This is a genomic window from Paraclostridium tenue (genome assembly GCF_039521565.1).
GTDB classification, from domain to species: domain Bacteria; phylum Bacillota; class Clostridia; order Peptostreptococcales; family Peptostreptococcaceae; genus Paraclostridium; species Paraclostridium tenue.
Window position 1 is genome coordinate 175,005 of sequence record NZ_BAAACP010000002.1, and the last position, 19,032, is coordinate 194,036.

General features: G+C 26.9%; 22 protein-coding genes. 6 read left to right on the forward strand and 16 right to left on the reverse strand.

The window, feature by feature from the left end; all coding sequences use genetic code 11:
* Positions 1 to 30 precede the first annotated feature (30 nt).
* Positions 31 to 459 (reverse strand): DMT family transporter, encoded by a 429-nt coding sequence (locus tag ABFX13_RS02625; RefSeq protein WP_346041991.1) that lies wholly within the window; start codon positions 457 to 459, stop codon positions 31 to 33.
* Positions 460 to 598: 139 nt separating this feature from the next.
* On the opposite strand from ABFX13_RS02625, the gene ABFX13_RS02630 reads away from it, so the two are divergent.
* Together ABFX13_RS02630 and mnmL are read left to right on the forward strand one after the other, a co-directional pair.
* Positions 599 to 1,141 carry a DUF308 domain-containing protein gene (locus tag ABFX13_RS02630; protein WP_346041993.1) on the forward strand — a complete coding sequence of 181 codons (543 nt, stop codon included), beginning with the start codon at positions 599 to 601 and terminating at the stop codon, positions 1,139 to 1,141.
* Between the two features lie 123 nt (positions 1,142 to 1,264).
* Positions 1,265 to 2,206 (forward strand): tRNA modification radical SAM protein MnmL/YtqA, encoded by a 942-nt coding sequence (gene mnmL / locus ABFX13_RS02635; RefSeq protein ID WP_346041997.1) that lies wholly within the window; start codon positions 1,265 to 1,267, stop codon positions 2,204 to 2,206.
* 24 nt (positions 2,207 to 2,230) lie between these two features.
* On the opposite strand, the gene ABFX13_RS02640 is transcribed toward mnmL, so the two are convergent.
* Complete coding sequence (locus ABFX13_RS02640) at positions 2,231 to 3,166, reverse strand: DMT family transporter (protein WP_346042002.1); 936 nt, start codon at positions 3,164 to 3,166, stop codon at positions 2,231 to 2,233.
* Positions 3,167 to 3,445: 279 nt separating this feature from the next.
* Between ABFX13_RS02640 and ABFX13_RS02645 the strand changes: the two genes are divergently transcribed.
* Complete coding sequence (locus ABFX13_RS02645; protein ID WP_346042008.1) at positions 3,446 to 4,822, forward strand: sigma-54 interaction domain-containing protein; 1,377 nt, start codon at positions 3,446 to 3,448, stop codon at positions 4,820 to 4,822.
* A gap of 27 nt (positions 4,823 to 4,849) precedes the next feature.
* On the opposite strand, the gene ABFX13_RS02650 is transcribed toward ABFX13_RS02645, so the two are convergent.
* From ABFX13_RS02650 to ABFX13_RS02660, 3 genes are read right to left on the reverse strand one after another with little or no spacing between them, the layout of a single operon-like run.
* A complete protein-coding gene (locus ABFX13_RS02650; RefSeq protein ID WP_346042013.1) occupies positions 4,850 to 5,416 on the reverse strand; it encodes a DJ-1 family glyoxalase III in 567 nt (188 codons plus the stop codon).
* 16 nt (positions 5,417 to 5,432) lie between these two features.
* Complete coding sequence (locus ABFX13_RS02655; RefSeq protein WP_346042018.1) at positions 5,433 to 6,215, reverse strand: Cof-type HAD-IIB family hydrolase; 783 nt, start codon at positions 6,213 to 6,215, stop codon at positions 5,433 to 5,435.
* 13 nt (positions 6,216 to 6,228) lie between these two features.
* The gene (locus ABFX13_RS02660; protein ID WP_346042021.1) at positions 6,229 to 7,461 is read right to left on the reverse strand and encodes a competence/damage-inducible protein A; all 1,233 of its coding nucleotides are present in this window, start codon (positions 7,459 to 7,461) and stop codon (positions 6,229 to 6,231) included.
* A gap of 255 nt (positions 7,462 to 7,716) precedes the next feature.
* Between ABFX13_RS02660 and ABFX13_RS02665 the strand changes: the two genes are divergently transcribed.
* Positions 7,717 to 8,868, forward strand: coding sequence for an AraC family transcriptional regulator (locus ABFX13_RS02665; protein ID WP_346042025.1), 1,152 nt, complete (start codon positions 7,717 to 7,719; stop codon positions 8,866 to 8,868).
* A gap of 30 nt (positions 8,869 to 8,898) precedes the next feature.
* Here the strand turns inward: ABFX13_RS02665 and ABFX13_RS02670 are convergent, their stop codons facing one another.
* Genes ABFX13_RS02670 through ABFX13_RS02685 form a run of 4 tightly spaced genes read right to left on the reverse strand, consistent with a single transcriptional unit; the run spans position 8,899 to position 12,883 of the window.
* On the reverse strand, positions 8,899 to 9,873 hold the full coding sequence (locus tag ABFX13_RS02670) for an N-acetylglucosamine kinase (protein ID WP_346042030.1): 975 nt from the start codon (positions 9,871 to 9,873) through the stop codon (positions 8,899 to 8,901).
* Between the two features lie 24 nt (positions 9,874 to 9,897).
* A complete protein-coding gene (gene pfkB, locus ABFX13_RS02675; protein ID WP_346042033.1) occupies positions 9,898 to 10,851 on the reverse strand; it encodes a 1-phosphofructokinase in 954 nt (317 codons plus the stop codon).
* Positions 10,814 to 11,689 carry a tagatose bisphosphate family class II aldolase gene (locus tag ABFX13_RS02680; RefSeq protein WP_346042036.1) on the reverse strand — a complete coding sequence of 292 codons (876 nt, stop codon included), beginning with the start codon at positions 11,687 to 11,689 and terminating at the stop codon, positions 10,814 to 10,816. The genes pfkB and ABFX13_RS02680 overlap by 38 nt, the downstream gene beginning before the upstream one ends.
* 15 nt (positions 11,690 to 11,704) lie before the next feature.
* Positions 11,705 to 12,883, reverse strand: a complete 1,179-nt coding sequence (locus ABFX13_RS02685; protein WP_346042040.1) for an SIS domain-containing protein — start codon at positions 12,881 to 12,883, stop codon at positions 11,705 to 11,707.
* Between the two features lie 211 nt (positions 12,884 to 13,094).
* Between ABFX13_RS02685 and ABFX13_RS02690 the strand changes: the two genes are divergently transcribed.
* The gene (locus ABFX13_RS02690; RefSeq protein ID WP_346042043.1) at positions 13,095 to 13,280 is read left to right on the forward strand and encodes a hypothetical protein; all 186 of its coding nucleotides are present in this window, start codon (positions 13,095 to 13,097) and stop codon (positions 13,278 to 13,280) included.
* Between the two features lie 64 nt (positions 13,281 to 13,344).
* Positions 13,345 to 13,614, forward strand: a complete 270-nt coding sequence (locus ABFX13_RS02695) for a DUF1294 domain-containing protein (protein ID WP_346042046.1) — start codon at positions 13,345 to 13,347, stop codon at positions 13,612 to 13,614.
* 34 nt (positions 13,615 to 13,648) lie between these two features.
* Here ABFX13_RS02695 and ABFX13_RS02700 read toward each other — a convergent pair whose 3' ends face one another.
* From ABFX13_RS02700 to ABFX13_RS02730, 7 genes are all read right to left on the reverse strand, one after another.
* Positions 13,649 to 14,800, reverse strand: coding sequence for a sodium ion-translocating decarboxylase subunit beta (locus tag ABFX13_RS02700; protein WP_346042419.1), 1,152 nt, complete (start codon positions 14,798 to 14,800; stop codon positions 13,649 to 13,651).
* Between the two features lie 63 nt (positions 14,801 to 14,863).
* Entirely contained in the window at positions 14,864 to 15,247 is a 384-nt protein-coding gene (locus ABFX13_RS02705; RefSeq protein ID WP_346042049.1) for a biotin/lipoyl-containing protein, read from the reverse strand.
* An 18-nt stretch (positions 15,248 to 15,265) separates the two neighbouring features.
* The gene (locus ABFX13_RS02710) at positions 15,266 to 15,655 is read right to left on the reverse strand and encodes an OadG family transporter subunit (protein WP_346042052.1); all 390 of its coding nucleotides are present in this window, start codon (positions 15,653 to 15,655) and stop codon (positions 15,266 to 15,268) included.
* Between the two features lie 14 nt (positions 15,656 to 15,669).
* A complete protein-coding gene (gene mmdA, locus ABFX13_RS02715) occupies positions 15,670 to 17,217 on the reverse strand; it encodes a methylmalonyl-CoA decarboxylase subunit alpha (protein WP_346042056.1) in 1,548 nt (515 codons plus the stop codon).
* A gap of 29 nt (positions 17,218 to 17,246) precedes the next feature.
* Positions 17,247 to 17,657: a methylmalonyl-CoA epimerase gene (gene mce, locus ABFX13_RS02720; protein WP_346042059.1), complete on the reverse strand. Its 411-nt coding sequence runs from the start codon at positions 17,655 to 17,657 to the stop codon at positions 17,247 to 17,249.
* 17 nt (positions 17,658 to 17,674) lie between these two features.
* A complete protein-coding gene (meaB, locus tag ABFX13_RS02725) occupies positions 17,675 to 18,610 on the reverse strand; it encodes a methylmalonyl Co-A mutase-associated GTPase MeaB (RefSeq protein ID WP_346042063.1) in 936 nt (311 codons plus the stop codon).
* Positions 18,611 to 18,622: 12 nt separating this feature from the next.
* Positions 18,623 to 19,024, reverse strand: a complete 402-nt coding sequence (locus ABFX13_RS02730; RefSeq protein ID WP_147545130.1) for a cobalamin B12-binding domain-containing protein — start codon at positions 19,022 to 19,024, stop codon at positions 18,623 to 18,625.
* Between the last annotated feature and the right edge of the window lie 8 nt (positions 19,025 to 19,032).

The following is a 19,032-nucleotide window of genomic DNA, read 5'->3' on the forward strand; positions in this document are numbered from 1 at the left end:
ATTTTGCCAAATATATATCTTAGATATAAATTAACTTACTATAAAAAATGTCCCTATAAACAATAATATAGCACCTATATACTTATATAAATGCATAGATTGTTCTTTTAAAACTACTATATCCATAAAAAAACCTATAAGAATTTGAGAAACTACAATAATAATTAATGTGTTAGATAATCCTAACCCTGGTATAGCTTTAGTTGTAAAATATATTATAAATCCTCCAAATATACCTCCAAGTAAAAACTTAGGACTTATAGAATTTAAATCTAACAATGAATTTATATTTCCTGTTAAAAAAATACTTATTAGAAAAAATATTGCACCTACAACCAAACTTATAAATGTAGCTGTAATTGGAGATGTATTTTTTCCTAATTCTCCATTTATAAAAGCTTCTAATGCTGTTGACCCACCTGCTAATATAGCAAAAAATATAGCTACTATCTGTGACAAATGACTCCCTCCTTTATATAATAAAATTTTATGATACAAGTCTTTTTTGCATTACAAATTTATATAAAATTTAAATAAACTATTTTATACTTATTAAATTTTTGTTATAATCACTTTAATAATTAAAGAGGTGATAGATATGAATATAAATTTTAGCTTTAATAGCTTTAATAAAAAAGAAAATGCAAATAACTTTATAATTCTAGGCATCATTTTGTTGGTAGTTGGTACTATATCTTTATTATTTAGAAGTGTAGGTATTAAATTATTATCATTTGGTTTAGGTGCTATTACTTTATTTTTAGCATATTTAAATCTAAAAACTATAAATGAGCTTAAAAGATATGAATCAAAGAAAAATATAAAACCGTATATAGATAAACAAATAATACTTATAATTGTAGCTATACTATTTTTTGTATTTCCTCAAAAGGTGCAAGGATTCTTTTCTTCTATACTTGGTGCATTTCTTGTTGTAAATCAACTTATGTTAATAATTAAAAGAAAGAATAATCCTTATATAAAATTTAATGGCTTTAATGGCTTTTTATTAATCTGTGGATTACTATTAATAGTATCTCCTTTATTTTTATCTGGATTTATAGCTACATTTTTATCATTAATATTAGTTTTAATTGGTTTCCAATTATTATCTACTGGAAATAGATTAAAAAAATTATAAAAGTGGTACCTTATATTAAGGTACTATTTTTATTTTTTAAATAACTACTGATTTGTGTATAAATATTTTTTATGATAATATTGTATAGTAAATTTAATAATAACTAAAGAAAAGGTGATTAACTTGACAAATTTTAAATATGCCTTTGATAATAAAAGGTATCATACATGGAATTATTACCTTAGGAATACTTTTGGAGAGAAAGTGTTTAAGGTATCTATAAATGCTGGTTTTTCTTGTCCTAACATAGATGGGACTATTACTTATGGAGGATGTACTTATTGCAGTAAACAAGGCTCTGGAGATTTTGCTGGAAATCCAAATGATAATTTAATTAAACAATTTGAAGATATAAAACAAATGATGCACAAAAAGTGGCCTAATGCAAAATATATTGGTTATTTTCAAGCCTTTACAAATACACACGCTCCTGTAGATGTATTAAAAGATAAATATGAAACAATACTTAATTTAGAAGACGTTATAGGATTATCTATATCTACTAGACCTGATTGTCTTCCTGATGATGTTTTAGAGTACTTAGCTGAACTTAATAAAAAAACTAATCTTTGGGTTGAGTTAGGACTGCAAACTATACATGATAAAACATCTAAGATTATAAATAGAGGTCATGATTATAATACATTTTTAGAAGGTGTTGAAAAATTAAAAAAACATAATATAAAAACAGTTGTTCATATTATAAATGGGCTTCCTGGTGAGGATTATAATATGATGATGGAAACAGCTAAAGCTGTAGCTGACCTTGGAGTTCATGGAATAAAAATTCATTTACTTCATGTTTTAAAAGGAACTCCTATGGAAAAAATGATTGATAATAAAACACTTACATTAATGGAAAAAGATGATTATATAAATTTAGTTTGTGACCAACTAGAAATACTTCCTCCTGAAATGATTGTTCATAGACTTACTGGTGATGGTAAAAGAGATGAAATGGTAGGTCCTATGTGGAGTTTAAAAAAATGGGAAGTTTTAAACGCAATAGACGATACTATGCGCGATAGAGCTTCTTACCAAGGAATTAAATATAAAAAGGCTTAATAATTAATTATTAAGCCTTTTTATTTATACTCTTACTGGTTCTAACTCATTCTCATTTACACTATGTTTAATTTTTTTGGATTTAGGTTTTTTGATTGCTATTAATGCTGATAATACCATAAATATGACCCCTATTAATTTTCCAACAGAAAATGATTCACCTAAAATTGTCCATCCTATAATTACTGATACTATTAACTCTGTTGAAGCTAAAATTCCAGCAATTGATAAATCTATTCCTGTTGATATTCCATTTAAATAAAATATATATGCAGCAGCTGCTGGTATAATACCTAACCCTAACATAATAGTAAGTACACTTATATCATTTGCATATGAAATCAATTCAAAAGGTTTTGCCAAAGGTGTCATTAATATAGATCCAATTAAAAATCCATATATTAACAATGTTATTCCCTCACATTCTTTAAGTGCACCTTTGCTTATTATAGACATACAAGCATATGTTATAGCAGACATTATTCCTAGTAAAATACCATTCATATTAAGTTGACCTAAATTTAAACTTCCTCCTGTAACAGCTAATATTGCTCCCATAAAACAAACAACCAGTGATATTATTTTAATTTTATTAAGTCTTTCTTTATATATTACTATTGATAAAAAAGTTAAAAATAAAGGTGAAGTGTATAAAAGTACTGCAGATGCTGATACTCCTATAGAATCTATAGAATTAAAATAACACATATTAAACCCTGCTTGACTTACTATACCTACCATTATACAATAAAGTAAACCTTTTTTACTTATTTTAAGTGCACTTGGCATTTTAAAACAACTATAAATAAATAATACCAAAAATCCTAAAAATAATCTTAAAAATGCAACCTGTTCTGGAGTTAATCCATGTCCTAATAGAGAATTTGCAAATAATCCGATAGTAGCCCAACAAACTCCTGCAACTACTACAAATAAATACCCTTTACTTTTTTGATTCATTTTCTTACCCCCTTTTATTAAGTTATTCTACTTATTTATTAAAGCAATTCTCATGCCAATATAAATTCACTTTATATTCATTGAAATCTCATATAAGTTCAATACTTTAAATATATAATAAGTCTAATTTGATTTATATATCAATTTATTCCAAGTTAGTTTTGACTTATATATTTATAAATCTACTAATCTCAATTAGGTATTAAGTTGATTTTGACTTACCACTATACTATAATAAAATTAATTTATATATAATAGTAATTTTGGGGGTATTTGAAATTGATATATGATAATAACTTCTTTGAAAAAATACTTGAAGCTTCACATGATGAGATATTTGTATGTGATAAAGATGGATATATGATTTATTGTAATAAAGCATTTGAATCTAATTATGGAATTAATAGACATGAAATGATGGGTAAAACTGCTATGTTTCTAAACGAAGCTGGTTACTCAAATCAAACACCAATTCCTTATGTAGTTAAACATGGAAAAAAAGTTTCTATGGAACAAAAAACTATAACTGGAAAATCACTTATAATAACTGCAACACCTGTATTTAACAAAAATGGTAGTATAGATTTTATAGTTGAAAATTCTAGGGATATAAGTGAATTAAATGAAATAAAAAATAGTCTTAAACATACTAAACATCAGCTTAAAGAATATAAAAATAAAATAGATTCTTTAAGTAATTCTCAATCGCTGATATATAATGATACTACTATAAAGGGAAATAGTATGAAATCAATTTTAGAGATATCTAAAAATGTGGCTAAAACTGATGTTAACGTTTTATTGCTTGGTGAATCTGGATGTGGGAAAACAACACTAGCTAAACATATCCACTTAAATAGCCCAAGAGCTAATAAACCGTTTATAACTATAAACTGCTCTACTATATCTCCAAATTTGCTTGAATCTGAATTATTTGGTTATGAATCAGGAGCCTTTACTGGAGCCAATTCAAAAGGTAAATTAGGGCTTGTTGAATTAGCTAATGGAGGAACATTATTCTTAGATGAAATAGGCGATATTCCATCTGAATTACAATCAAAATTTTTACAACTTATACAAGATAAAACTTTTATATCTGTTGGAGGAGTAAAAACTAAAAAAGTAGATATAAGATTTATATCTGCTACTAATGTAAATTTATTAGATTGTGTAAATCAAAAAAAATTTAGAGAAGACTTGTATTATCGTATAAATGTTGTAGAACTAAAAATTCCTCCACTTAGAAATCGTAAAGAAGATTTATTAGAACTTATTTTTCATTTTTTTAAAAAATACTCTAAATCTTTTAATTTAAACAAAACTATGTCTACAAAAGTTATAAATACTTTATTAAATTATGATTATCCTGGTAACATAAGAGAACTTGAAAATATAATTCAAAATATATTAGTGACTTCAAATTCTGATATAATAGATATAGATAATTTGCCAAAATCAGTTTTAAGTCACGATAGTTTAATAAAAAATGATGATAACAGCTCATTAGACATATTAATGAATAACTATGAAAAAATATTAATAGAAAAAACATATAAAAATCATCCTAGTTCTTATAAACTTGCTACAGCTCTAAATATATCTCAATCTAGAGCAAGTAGACTTATTCGAAAACATATAAATAAAGAAATAAAGTAGGTTTAAATTTAAACCTACTTTATTTCTTTATTTACAATTATTATAAAAATTTACCAGCATATCTTCTTTAATTTCCATATATTTATCTTCATAACCTAATTTTTTAAGTATAACTAAAGAAAATTCTATAGCTGTAGCTGGGCCTCTACTAGTTATTATATTACTATCTTCAACAACTACTTTATCTTCTATATAATCTAACTTATTTTTATCTTTTATAAATCCAGGGTAAGATGTACATTTTTTATTTTCTAATATACCAAAGCTTTCTAATGCTTCAGGAGCTGCACATATAGCTGCTATTATTTTTTTATCTTCATTAAAATTTTGAACAAGTTCTTTTACCTTTTGATTATCACGTAAATTATATGCTCCTGGTAATCCTCCTGGTAAAACTACACCATCATATTCGTTTATATCTATACTATTTATATTTACATCAGCTTTAACTTGTATATTATGTGTTCCTTTTACATAATCATTCTCTATTGAACACATATCACATTTTAAATCTGCCCTTCTTAATACATCTACAGCCGTCAAAGCTTCTATTTCTTCAAATCCATCAGCTAATAAAACTAATATTTTTTTCATAAATTCCTCCTATTTGTTAAACTTCTTTATTTATATATTTTATTTTTGTAATAGCATCACTTACAGAGTTAGCAATATAGTTAGCACTTTCTTTAACTTCTTTTCTTGAGTTTATCATTGCAAAACTATATTTTGTAGTTTTAAGCATACTTATATCATTTGGAGAATCTCCAATTGTAGCTATTTCATCTAAACTTGCACCTAATATTTTGCATACCTTTTTTATAGCTTCATGTTTTGATACTCCTTTAGGTACTAAATTTAAAGTATGTTCTGATGAAAAATATATATCTAAAACTTCATCAAATTCTTCTTTTAAAAATAACTCCAATCTATATAATTCTTCTATATCTTGAGAAACTATTCCTATATTTCCTACTAAATTATCATAAGTATCTTTATTTGAAAATTCTTTATCTACTATGTACTCATTAGTATAAATTTTAAAGAAATCATTTTCTTCCAATAAAACAACTTTTCCATTAAACTTAAAATACATAGTTGCTATATCTGAGTCAAACTCAGCGATTACTTTTTTTACTATATTATCATCTATAGTTCCCTTAAAAACTAAATTATGATTACTATCATATATATATGAACCATTTTCACATATATAATATCCATTCATATTTATATCATTATTTGTCATTCTTACTGCTTGAGAAAATATTCTTCCTGTAGCTACATTAAATACAATGCCTTCATGTTCAATATTTTCTATAGAATTAGCATCTTCTCTTGATATTCCATTATTGTATAATGTTCCATCTAAATCGCAAAATATATATTTTATCATCTGTCTACTCCTTTTATTTTAAAAGTTCTAATCTAAGTAAGTTTAATGCTTCATTAGTGGCTCTATTTCTTATTTTATCTCTACTTCCTGAAAAATTACACTTTTTAACTTTGACATCTCCATTTATGTAAATCCCTATATATACCAATCCAACTGGTTTTTCATCAGTCCCTCCTCCCGGTCCTGCAATTCCAGTTGTAGATAGTCCAATATTTGTATTTAAGTTTTTAGCTATACCTACAGCCATTTCTATAGCTGTTTCACTACTAACTGCTCCATATTTATCTAAAGTTTCTTTTTTAACACCTAATCTATTCATCTTAGCCTCATTAGAATATGTTACACATCCTTCCATGAAGCTTTGCGATATACCTGGGTAATCTATAAGTTTTGATGAAACCATACCTCCAGTACAAGATTCACTCACAGCTATAGTCATATTATTTTTAACTAATAACTTAGCTACAATTTCTTCTAAAGTAGTGTTATCATACCCATATATATATTTACCAACTCTACCTTTAATTTTGTCTTCTATAGATTTTATTAAATCATTTGCTTTTTTATTATCTTTAGACTTAGCAGTTATTCTAATAGTAACTTCATTTTCCTTAGCATATAAAGCTATAGTTGGATTGCTTTGTTCATTAATAATGTCAATTAATTTTTCTTCTAATTCCGATTCTCCTATACCTATAAACCTTAAAGTTTTAGATATTAGTTTATAGTCAGTTAAACTTTGTAAATAACTTTTAACACTATTATTAAACATAGGAATCATTTCTTTTGGTGGTCCTGGAAGTAGTATTATCTTTTTATTTTCTTTTTTTAATATTACACCTGGAGCTGTTCCATTTGGATTATCTAGTATAATACAATCTTTTGGGAAGTAAGCTTGCTTTTTATTATTTTCAGTTGGTTTTAGTCCTAATTTTTCAAAGTAAGATTTTATATTTTCCCATATATCACTATAAAAAACTAATTCTTGGTTAAAATATTTAGCTGCAATTTCTTTTGTTATATCATCATTAGTAGGTCCTAATCCACCAGTAGTTATTACTATATCACTTCTTTTAAAAGCTTCTTCCAATAAATTTAATAATCTAGTTTCATTGTCTCCTACTGTTTCTTGGTAATAAACTTCTACTCCAATACTAGCTAACTCTTTTGCTAAAAATTGAGAATTTGTATTTACAATATCCCCTAGTAATATCTCAGTTCCTACTGTTATAATTTCTGCTTTCATATCTTCACCTTTTTTCTAAATAGATTTATACCCTAATATTAACATATTTTAATTAATATTGTCTTATACTTTTATTTAAGGTATTTATATAAAAAATTATATACTTTTTTCAAAAATTTTAAAACTTATTATTTTTTTATTTCCAAGGAAATCAACTAATCAAGCTATATTTTATAAGTATATAAAATATTTAAATTAATATTTTTCCTTATATAACATATACATAATTTATATATGTTGAAATGGAGGAATATTATGTTTGATAAAACTACTTCTCCTAAGTTTAAACAATTTGGTGATATAGTAAATAAAGAAATGACATTAAAATCTAAAAATATTTTATACGAATTTAAAAATAAAAAAATTGATAGTTTAAAACTTACAGATAGTAATGATATATACATAAATGTAGTAAATGGAATTGCTATGATTTTATTATCTATAGACTGTAAAAATATAATATCATTTATAATAAATAGACCAATAAGGTTAAAAAAAGATGTTTGCTTTAACCTTATTTCAGTATCTGATAATGCATCAGTTTATATTTCATATTCAAGTAAATATCTTAATTGTATATCTTTAAATGAAGACTATAAATATAGTTCTATATCTTCTTCTTTAAATATAAAAGAGATTTATACAAAATTTTATCAAGAAAAAGGCTTAAATTATAATTTTAGTGGAGAATCTCATCCTTATTGGGAATTAACTTATGTAGATAAAGGTAAACTATATACAAATATAAATAATACTTCTTATTCTTTAGAACAAGGAGATTTAATATTTTATGCACCTTTTCAATTTCACACTCAATATACTTTAAATAATAATTCTAGTTCTTATCTAACAATAAACTTTAATATGGATTTTAAAAATTATGAATTACTTTGCAATAAAGTCTTTAAACTTAATAGAAACTCTTATCATATTATTAAATTACTTATAAGTGAACTTTCTAACGATGATATTTATTCCAATGATTTATCACTTTGTTATTTAAAGCAACTAATTATAAACATTTTAAGATTAGGAAGTTCTTATAAGAATTTTAAGCCAACTACTAATATGCAACAATCTTACGAAGATAATCTTTTAAATGAAATTTTAAATTTTATAAATATAAATATTAATAATAAAATTTATATAGAAACAATATGTGATAAATTTTGTATAAGTAGTACTATGCTTCACTCATTATTTAAAAAGAATATGAATGTTACTGTAAAAAGTTATATAAATAATCTTAAACTAAATAAAAGTAAAGAATTAATTAAACATTCATCTTTTACTCTTAGTGAAATTTCTGATGTGCTTAGTTTTTCTTCTATTCATTATTTTTCTAGAAAGTTTAAATCCCATTTTGGCATTTCTCCTACTGAATATGCTAAATCTATATATAAATAAAAAATTGAGGAGTTCAAGTTCCTCAATTTTTTATATAAAATCATACTCTAAATTATTAACCATGTTATTTATAATATCTTCACCTATATTTTCATTGCTTAATTTATATGCTAATAAACAAGCTCCCATGTCAGGGCCTAATATAGGCTTTATAAATTTTACACTATATTCATTTAAATATTTTTTAAGTGGCGATAATATTAAATCTCCACTTTTAAATACTCCTCCTGAATATGAAACTAATATATCACCATCAAATTCTAATTCATTTATTATCATTTTAACAAGTAAACTAAGCTCATAGCCTGCTTCATTAAATATACTTAATGCATTTTTATCATTTAAAATTGCACTTTCAAAACATAATTTAGAAAACTGCGCAATTTGAGTTCTATCTTTTTTAATATCATTTAAAACATAATCAATTATATCAAAGTCATCATTTATGTTTAATTTTTCTTTTATATTTTTATAAATTAAACCTCTTTCAATTCTTTTATCAGCTTCTTTTGAAAACATCTCAATAGTTTTTTTACCTATCCAATATGCAGAACCTTCATCACCAATATAATCTCCCCAGCCTCCACATCTAATAGTCTTACCTTTTGAATCTTTACCAAGAGCAATAGACCCTGTTCCACTTACTATATTTATTCCTTCTTTACCTGCTAAAGACCCAGCTAAACCTACTTCTACATCATTTCCTACTTTAAACTTTATATTTTTCAATATTTTTTTTACAATATTATCTATATTTGTTACTACACTTTTTACTTCACCATATCCTGGTAAACCTAGAAAAACACTTTTAATATCATCTTTTGATACATTTGATATTTCTAAAGTTTTATTAAATCCTTCATTTAACACATCTTCAACTCCATTAAATCCTATTTGTTCATAATGGGTTGTTTTTGCTTGATACTTTGCTATTTTGTAACCTTTTTTATCTATTATAGTAAAGGTTGTTTTGGTTCCGCCTCCATCTACACCTATATAATACATAGATTCTCCCCCTATATTTGTATATCAAACATTAGAAACATACTCATATACCTTGATTTCATCTATAAACTTATCTATATCTTCTAAATTTACATCTCCTGTTGATATATGCATTGCATTTGACATCCCACAGGCATTTGATAGCTTTAAAGTATCTTTTAAATCGTATCCTTTTAAAATACCCAATGAGAACCCAGCTATACTAGAGTCTCCACTTCCAACAGTGTTTACAATTTTTATGTTAGGTATCTCTACTTTATATACAAAATCTTTATTTACTAAAACCATTCCATCCTTTCCCATAGATACACAAATATTTTCTACACCTTTAAGTAATATACTCCTAGATATATTTATAATATCATCTACATTTTTTATCTTAATTTTGCTTAAATTCTCAAGTTCTTCAATATTTGGTTTAATAAGATAAGGTTTTGAATTAATACCTAATTTTAAACTTTCTCCGCTACTATCCAATATAAATTTTATATTTTTTTGCCTACATAAATTTCCTATTCTTAAGTAATAGTCCTTAGGTAACCCTTTAGCTAAACTTCCTGATGCAACTAGTATTTCAGTTTCTTCTAAAACTTTACTCAAATAATTTTCAAATTCATCAATTTCTTCTTTAGTTATATTTGGCCCACTTTCTAAAATCTCAGTACTTTTATTATTTGAATCTATTATATTTAAACAAATTCTAGACTCTTCTTTTATTTGTGTGAAATTATTTTTAATTCCTATTTCATCTAACTTTGATTTTATATATTTGCCGTTAAATCCACCTAAAAAACCTATACAATTTACGTCTTCCCCAAGTTTTTTTAAGACTTTAGCTACATTTAATCCTTTTCCGCCTGCTGTTGGATTAACAAAATTGGCTCTTTGCACAGAGCCAATTTCAAATTTATTTAATTTATATAATCTATCTATAGATGGATTAAATGTTATAACTGTTATCATTTGCTTTATTTTCACTCTTACACATTTTTATTTTTTCAACTACTACATCATACATAGCACGTTTTGCAGGTACTAGATATTGTCTTGGGTCTGAGGCATTAGGATTTTCATTAAAATATTCTTTTATAGCATTTGAAAAAGGTATTTTAAGCTCTGTAGCTATATTAACTTTACAAATTCCTTTTTCTATAGCAGTTTGAACTGCTTCATATGGAACTCCTGATGCTCCATGAAGTACAAGTGGAACATTAACTATACTTTTTATTTTTTCTAGTCTTTCAAAATCTAATTTAGGTTCACTCTTGTATAAACCATGTGCAGTACCTATAGCTACTGCTAATGAATCTACTCCAGTTAATTTAACAAATTCATAAGCTTCATTTGGATCTGTTAAGAATGAATCTTTTTCATCTACTTTTAAATCATCTTCCACTCCACCTAACTTTCCAAGTTCTGCTTCAACTGTAGCCTCATGCTTATGTGCAAAATCAACTACATCTTTAACAATTTCAACATTTTTTTTAAATTCATATTTTGATGCGTCAATCATAACAGACCTACAACCAAGTTTTATTATATTTTTTATATCTTCTACATTTTCATGATGATCTAGGTGAAATGTTAAAGGTATATCATTTAACTTACTGCCTTTTTCTATTATAGATAAAAGGTAATTTTCATTTGCATACTTAACTGTAGATGGCGTTGCTGCTAATATAACAGGTGATTTTAAATCACTAGCTGCTTGAAGTACTACTTGTATCGTTTCTAAATTGTGTATATTAAATGCAGGTATTGCATAACCTCCCCTTTGAGCTTTTAATAACATTTCTTTAGTTGATATTAAACTCATATTATTTTCTCCTTTTTATAAATTATATATTATTACACCTTGAACAACCCTATTAACTTCACCTGTTGGGCATGGATTATCTGGAGTTATCCCTAAGTTTTCTGATTTTAAAAATGACAGTATCTGACCAAAGACAATTTGTTGAAGTGGAAGTAATGCTTCATTCCCTACTTTATAATCTATATTTTCTAAATCAAATACATAATTTGCTTTTTCTTTTAAACTACTTTCTATATCACAACCTACCAATACAACTTTGTCACCTTTTCTATGAGATAAAATTTCTTTTGCTAAATCTATATCATATAATCTAGTATATTTATCATTTGATATATAAATTGTAGTTATACTTTTATCATTTATAACAGACTTTGGTCCATGCCTAAATCCTAAAGGTGTATCATAACTTGCATTAACTATTCCAGCTGTTAATTCTAAAACCTTTAAAGCACTTTCTCTAGCTATACCTTTACTAGTTCCTGATCCTAAATAAATTATTCTTTCAAAATCTTCATTTATTAAATTGGATATTTTATCTATATTATTTTCTATAAATCTCTCAACAGATGCTGATAAATTTTCAACATCTTTAGTGAAATTATTTATATTGTTTATATTAAAAATTCCTATACAACTTAGTACCATAGTCGTAAAGCTACTAGTCATAGCAAATCCTAGGTCGTTAGTTTGTGGTGGCATAAGAAGCAATAAACTTTTTTCATCTTCTTCAGTGTTTAATGCTAACTTGCCATTTTCATTACAAGTTATTATAACTTGATAAAGTTCATCTACAAGTTCATTGGCTAAATTAACAGCATGAACACTTTCTGGAGAATTACCAGATCTTGCAAAAGATATTAAAAGTGTTGGTATATCTTTTATAAAATAATTTTTTGGGCTTGCTACTAAATCTGTTGTAGCTATAGCTTCTACTTTTTTATTTAATATCTTAGTTAAGTAAGGTTCACATGTTTCTCCTGCAAATGCAGATGTACCTGCTCCAGTTAGTATAATTCTATAATTATCTTTAGATAAAAATTCTTCTAAAAATATTTTTATATTATTTTTATTATTGTATAGGTTTTTTACAGCTTCTCTCCATGTATTGGGTTGTTGAACTATTTCTTTTGCTGTATTTATCCCACTACAATCTTCTAATCTTTTTAATTCTATTCCTAAAAGTTTTTTAGACATAGTTTTCAATCATACCCCTTCTTATTAATTGTTTATATTAATATTGTATTGTTTTACATTTAATATGTATTTGTAATTTTGTACTTACGTTTTGTACTTTTGTACGTTTGTAAATACCTTTTATATAAATTTTTTAATATATACTTATTTATTGAATAATTAATAAAATACTAGTCAATCATTTTAATAATATTAATTTAGGAGGACTTTTATGTTTTATTTATTAACCTCAAGCAAAGCAAATAGACAAGATAATAATTATATTATTGGTAACGAATTACTAAAAAAAATTGATTTTATATTAAATAATTCTTCAAATATTAACAACTCTCATAATAATTTAAATGCAATAAATAATAACTTTTCTAAAAATATAGATAAAAAAAATAAGAGCTAGATTACAAGAAATAATCTAGCTCTTATTTTTTTACTTATATTATAATATTATCAGGAGGATTATTATGAAACTTTTAATACTGTATTTTGTTATTATTTCTATTATAACTTTTTTACTTATGTATATAGATAAAAACAGAGCAATTAAAAATCAATGGAGAATACCAGAATCTACACTTATAAACTTATCTATACTAGGAGGTGGAATAGGTACATATATAGGGATGTATATTTTTAGACATAAAACTAGGCACCTTAAATTTACTATATTTATACCTATAACAATAATACTTAATTTATTTTTATACTATATATTGATAAAGTTTATAATATAAAAGGATATGAAATTAATCATATCCTTTTTATACATTATCCAAATAAACTCAACAGTATACCTGCTGCAACAGCTGATCCTATAACTCCAGCTACATTAGGAGCCATAGCATGCATAAGTAAGAAGTTACTTGGATTTTCTTCTTGAGCAACCTTATGAGCAACTCTAGCGGCCATAGGTACTGCTGAAACACCTGCTCCACCTATAAGTGGATTAATTTTATCTTTAGTAAACTTATTCATTAACTTAGCACAAATTACTCCTGATCCTGTTCCTATGCTAAATGCTACTATTCCAAGAGCAAATATTTTTATAGTTTGACCACTTAAAAATATTTCTGCTTCGGCTGATGCTCCAACAGATAATCCTAAAAATATCGTAATTATATTCATAAGTGCATTAGTTGCAGTATCTGATAATCTATCTGTAACAGTACATTCTTTAAGTAAATTTCCAAACATAAGAAGCCCTATTAAAGTAGCTGCTGATGGCAATAATAATGATACTACTATTGTTACTACTATTGGAAATATTATTTTAACTTTTTTAGATACTGGCTTTGATTGTGTCATTACTATACTTCTTTCCTCTTTGGTTGTCAGTGCTTTCATTATTGGTGGTTGTATAATTGGAACTAATGCCATATAGGAATATGCTGCAACTGCTATAGGTGCTAATAAATGTGGAGCTAATTTAGTAGTTAAATAAATTGCAGTTGGCCCATCAGCTCCACCTATTATACCTGTTGATGCAGCTTCTAGACCTGTAAATCCTAAAAGTAATGCTCCTATAAATGTAAAGAATATGCCAAATTGAGCTGCTGCTCCTAATAATATACTCTTTGGATTTGATATCATAGGTCCAAAATCTGTCATTGCTCCAACTCCTAAAAAGATTAGAGGTGGAAATATTCCAAGTTTACATCCTTGGTATAAATAATATATTAATCCTCCTGGAGATTTTGTGGCAATTGATCCATTAATTGAATCAGGTGTTAGAGAAAGATCACTTATTGATGATACTGGTGTATTCATAGTACCTGCTAATGGAAGATTTGTAAGTAACATACCAAAAGCTATAGGTACTAATAATAAAGGTTCAAATCCTTTTGCTATTGCTAAATATAATAATACACAGGCGATTAAAATCATTACAATTTGTCGCCAGTCCATATTAACAATACCCATTGATTGAATAAAATTATTAATAACTTCTCCCACGGGTAAGTCCCCCTTTTAAAATTTTCTAGTTTAACCTATAGTTATTAAAACATCTCCTACACTGACAGATGCTCCTTTTGATATATTAACAGATTTAACTATTCCATCAGAATTTGCCATTATTTCATTTTCCATCTTCATAGCTTCAAGTATAAGTAGTACTTGACCTTTTTTTACATTATCTCCAACTTTAACACGAACATCATTTATAGTTCCTGGCATTGGTGCTAAAACACTTCCACTTGAAGCTGTTTGTGTTTGTTGATTAGGATGTTGCTTTGGTGCTGTTTGTGGTTTTGGTTTTATTGTTTGATTATTTACTTGAGGTCTTGTAGTTGATGAATCTATTCCTAACTCTTCAACTTCTACTTCATATGTATTTCCATTTACAGTTATATTATATTTTTTTATCATAGTAAAATCCCCCTTGTTTTACTTAGTAGTATTTTTGACCATTCTTTCCCAACTTGTTTTTGTATTATTGCTTCTTTGTATTTTTCTAACTACTATATTGTTAGTACTATTTCCTGTTGTTGCTGCTATTGCAGCTGTTATTACAGATACTAATTCCCCAAAATTTTCATTATTATCTTTTTGTATTTTATTTTCTTCTTGTTTTACAGTTTCTAAATTATTATCTTCTTTAATTTTTCTACTTTTATCTCTTTGCAATATAGCTATAATTAAAGCTATTACAACTAAAACAATAAAAACTACTACCATTGAAAGTACTGCTACACTAACACCTGCTAATAATTTTTCACCTATTGAAAGTACTGATGAAGGATTTTTTAATGCTTCTAGTAATTGACTAATATTCATAATTATTCACCTTCCTATAAAGGTATATTTCCATGCTTTTTAGGCGGTCTATCTTCACGTTTTGATGCTAATGTATCTATTGCATCTGCTATTCTTATTCTAGATAATGAAGGTTCTATTACATCATCTATATATCCTCTCTCAGCCGCTTTGTATGGAGTTGCAAATTCATCTGTATATTCTTTTATTTTTAATTCTCTCATTTCTTTAGGATCTTTAGCATTTTTAATATCATTTTTAAATATTATATTAGCTGCACCACTTGGTCCCATGACTGCAACTTCTGCAGTTGGCCATGCTAAAACCATATCTGCACCTAAATCTTTTGAACACATCGCAAGGTATGATCCACCATATGCTTTTCTTGTTATTAATGTTATTTTTGGTACAGTTGCTTCACTATATGCATAAAGCATTTTAGCACCATGACGAATTATCCCACCATATTCTTGAGAAGTTCCTGGTAAAAAACCTGGAACATCAACTAAGCTAAGTATTGGTATATTAAAAGCATCACAAGTTCTTATAAATCTAGATGATTTATCTGAAGCATTTATATCAAGTGAGCCTCCCATTACTTTCGGTTGATTTGCAATTATTCCTATACTTTCACCATTTACCCTAGCAAATCCAGTTATTATATTTGGAGCAAAGAATGGTTGTACTTCATAAAAATCTCCATTATCTATTATTTCATATATTATTTCTTTCATATCATAAGGCTTATTAGAAGCTTTAGGTATTATATTATTTAAAATATCATTTTTTCTATTTGGGTTGTCTTCACATTCAACTATAGGTGCTTTTTCTGAGTTGTTTGAAGGTAGAAATGATAATAATTTTCTTATTTGATTTATACAATCTTCATCATTTGAAGCTATAAAGTGAGCTACTCCAGAAGTTGTATTATGTGTTGAAGCTCCTCCTAATTCTTCGGCAGTTACTTCTTCACCTGTAACAGTTTTAATAACTTGTGGTCCTGTTATAAACATTTGACTTGTTTGATCTACCATATATATAAAATCAGTTAATGCTGGTGAATAAACTGCTCCACCTGCACAAGGTCCCATTATTGCAGATATTTGTGGAACTACACCTGACGCTATTGTATTTTTATAAAAAATTTCTCCATATCCAGCTAATGCATCTACCCCCTCTTGTATTCTAGCTCCGCCTGAATCATTAAGCCCTACTACAGGCGCCCCTAACTTTAATGCTGTATCCATAACCTTTCCAATCTTCTTAGCATGCATTTCACCTAACGATCCTCCAAGTACTGTAAAGTCTTGAGCAAATGCACAAACTAATCTTCCATCTATTTTCCCATAACCAGTTACTACACCTTCTCCTGGTATTTCTTGTTTTTCCATTCCAAAGTTTGTACATCTATGTTTAACAAATGCATCTAACTCAACAAAAGTATTTGCATCAAATAGTTTATTTAATCTCTCTCTTGCTGTTAATTTTCCTGATGAATGCTGCTTATCTATCCTTTTTTGTCCCCCACCTAATTCTATCTTGCCTCTTTTTTCATAAAGCAAATTTAATTTTTCTTGTGACATAAAAATCCCCCCAAAGATTTTAATTTTACTTATTTTCTTTCACTTAATTCTAATAATACCCCATCAGTTCCCTTTGGATGACAAAATGCTATTTTCGCATTTCCAGCTCCATATCTTGGTTTTTCATCTATCATTTTATATCCTTTTTGTTTAACTTCTTCTATAGCTTTTTCTATATTATCAACTCTTACTGCAACATGTTGTATGCCTCCACGTCCACCGTTTTTAGCTATAAATTTAGCTATTGGTCCATCCTCACAAGTAGATTCTAATAGCTCCAGTTCAGTGTCTCCAACTGGTAAAAATGCAACTTTTACCTTTTGTTCTTCAACAACTTCTGTTCCTTCACACTTAAGTCCTAGGACTTCTTCATAAAATTTTAAAGTTTCTTCTAAATTATTTACAGCTATTCCAACATGATCAACTCTTAATATATTCATAGTTACTCCCCCTTAAATTATTTTGTAACTTTTTCAAATAATATATTGCTTATAGAATATGGGTCAATCTCTTTAGTTATAGTCTTAGATAACAACTCATCAACTTCTTTTGTGTATTCTAAGTTATTAACTAATTTATATACTTTTTTTTGTACTAATTCTTTAACTTCTATTCTATTTCTTTCTAACCTATTTTCATTTAATTTATTACTTTTTTCTAAAAAAGTCTTATGTTTTAATATATTTTCAAAAGCCTTTTCTATCCCATCTCCACTTTCAGCTATAGCTAAACTTACAGGTGGTCTAAAATCCCAATCTTTTTTAAAATCTATCATCATATCTATTTCTAAAAAAGTTTTTTTTGCACCATCTTTATCAGCTTTATTTATAACAAATACATCAGCAATTTCCATAACTCCAGCTTTTATAGCTTGTATATCATCACCTAACCCTGGAACCATAACCATAAGTGTTGTATCTGCAGTTTTTACTATATCAATTTCCGATTGACCTACACCTACAGTTTCTATAAATATGTAATCACATCCATAAGCATCAAGTACTTTTATAGCTGCATGAGTTGCATTTGAAAGTCCTCCTAAACTTCCTCTAGTGCCCATAGACCTTATAAATACATCTTTATCTGTATTTAAATCATTCATTCTTATCCTATCTCCTAGTATAGCTCCTTTAGTAAAAGGACTCGTTGGGTCTATAGCTATGATACCTACTTTTTTATTTTCTTTTCTTATTAATTTTACTAACTTATCAGTTAGAGTAGATTTACCTGCACCAGGAGGACCTGTTATACCTATAACATAAGCCCTTCCAGTGTGTTTATATATGTCTTTTAAAGCCTCTTCATATCCTGGTTGTTCATTTTCTACAATAGTGATAAGTCTAGCACAATCTCTTTTTTTGCCTTCTAGTACCCTTCTCACTATATCTTTCATGACTTCTCCTTTTTAAGCTAATGCTCTTTTAAGATTTTCTTTTATAAATTCAATAGTTACAGATGTTGGAGTTCCTGGAGTAAATATTTCAGCAATTCCTTTTTCTTTTAAGTAAGGAATATCATCTTCTGGTATTACACCTCCACCTATTACTAATATATCATCAGCTTCTTCATTTATTAATAATTCTACAACCTTTGGCAATAAATGATTATGAGCTCCTGATAATATACTCATAGCAACTACATCTACATCTTCTTGTATAGCAGCTGCTACTATTTGTTCTGGAGTTTGACGAAGTCCTGTATATATAACTTCCATACCAGCATCTCTTAATGCTCTAGCTATTACTTTAGCACCTCTATCATGTCCATCTAATCCCGGCTTTGCAACTAATACTCTTATTGGTCTCATATAGCTTT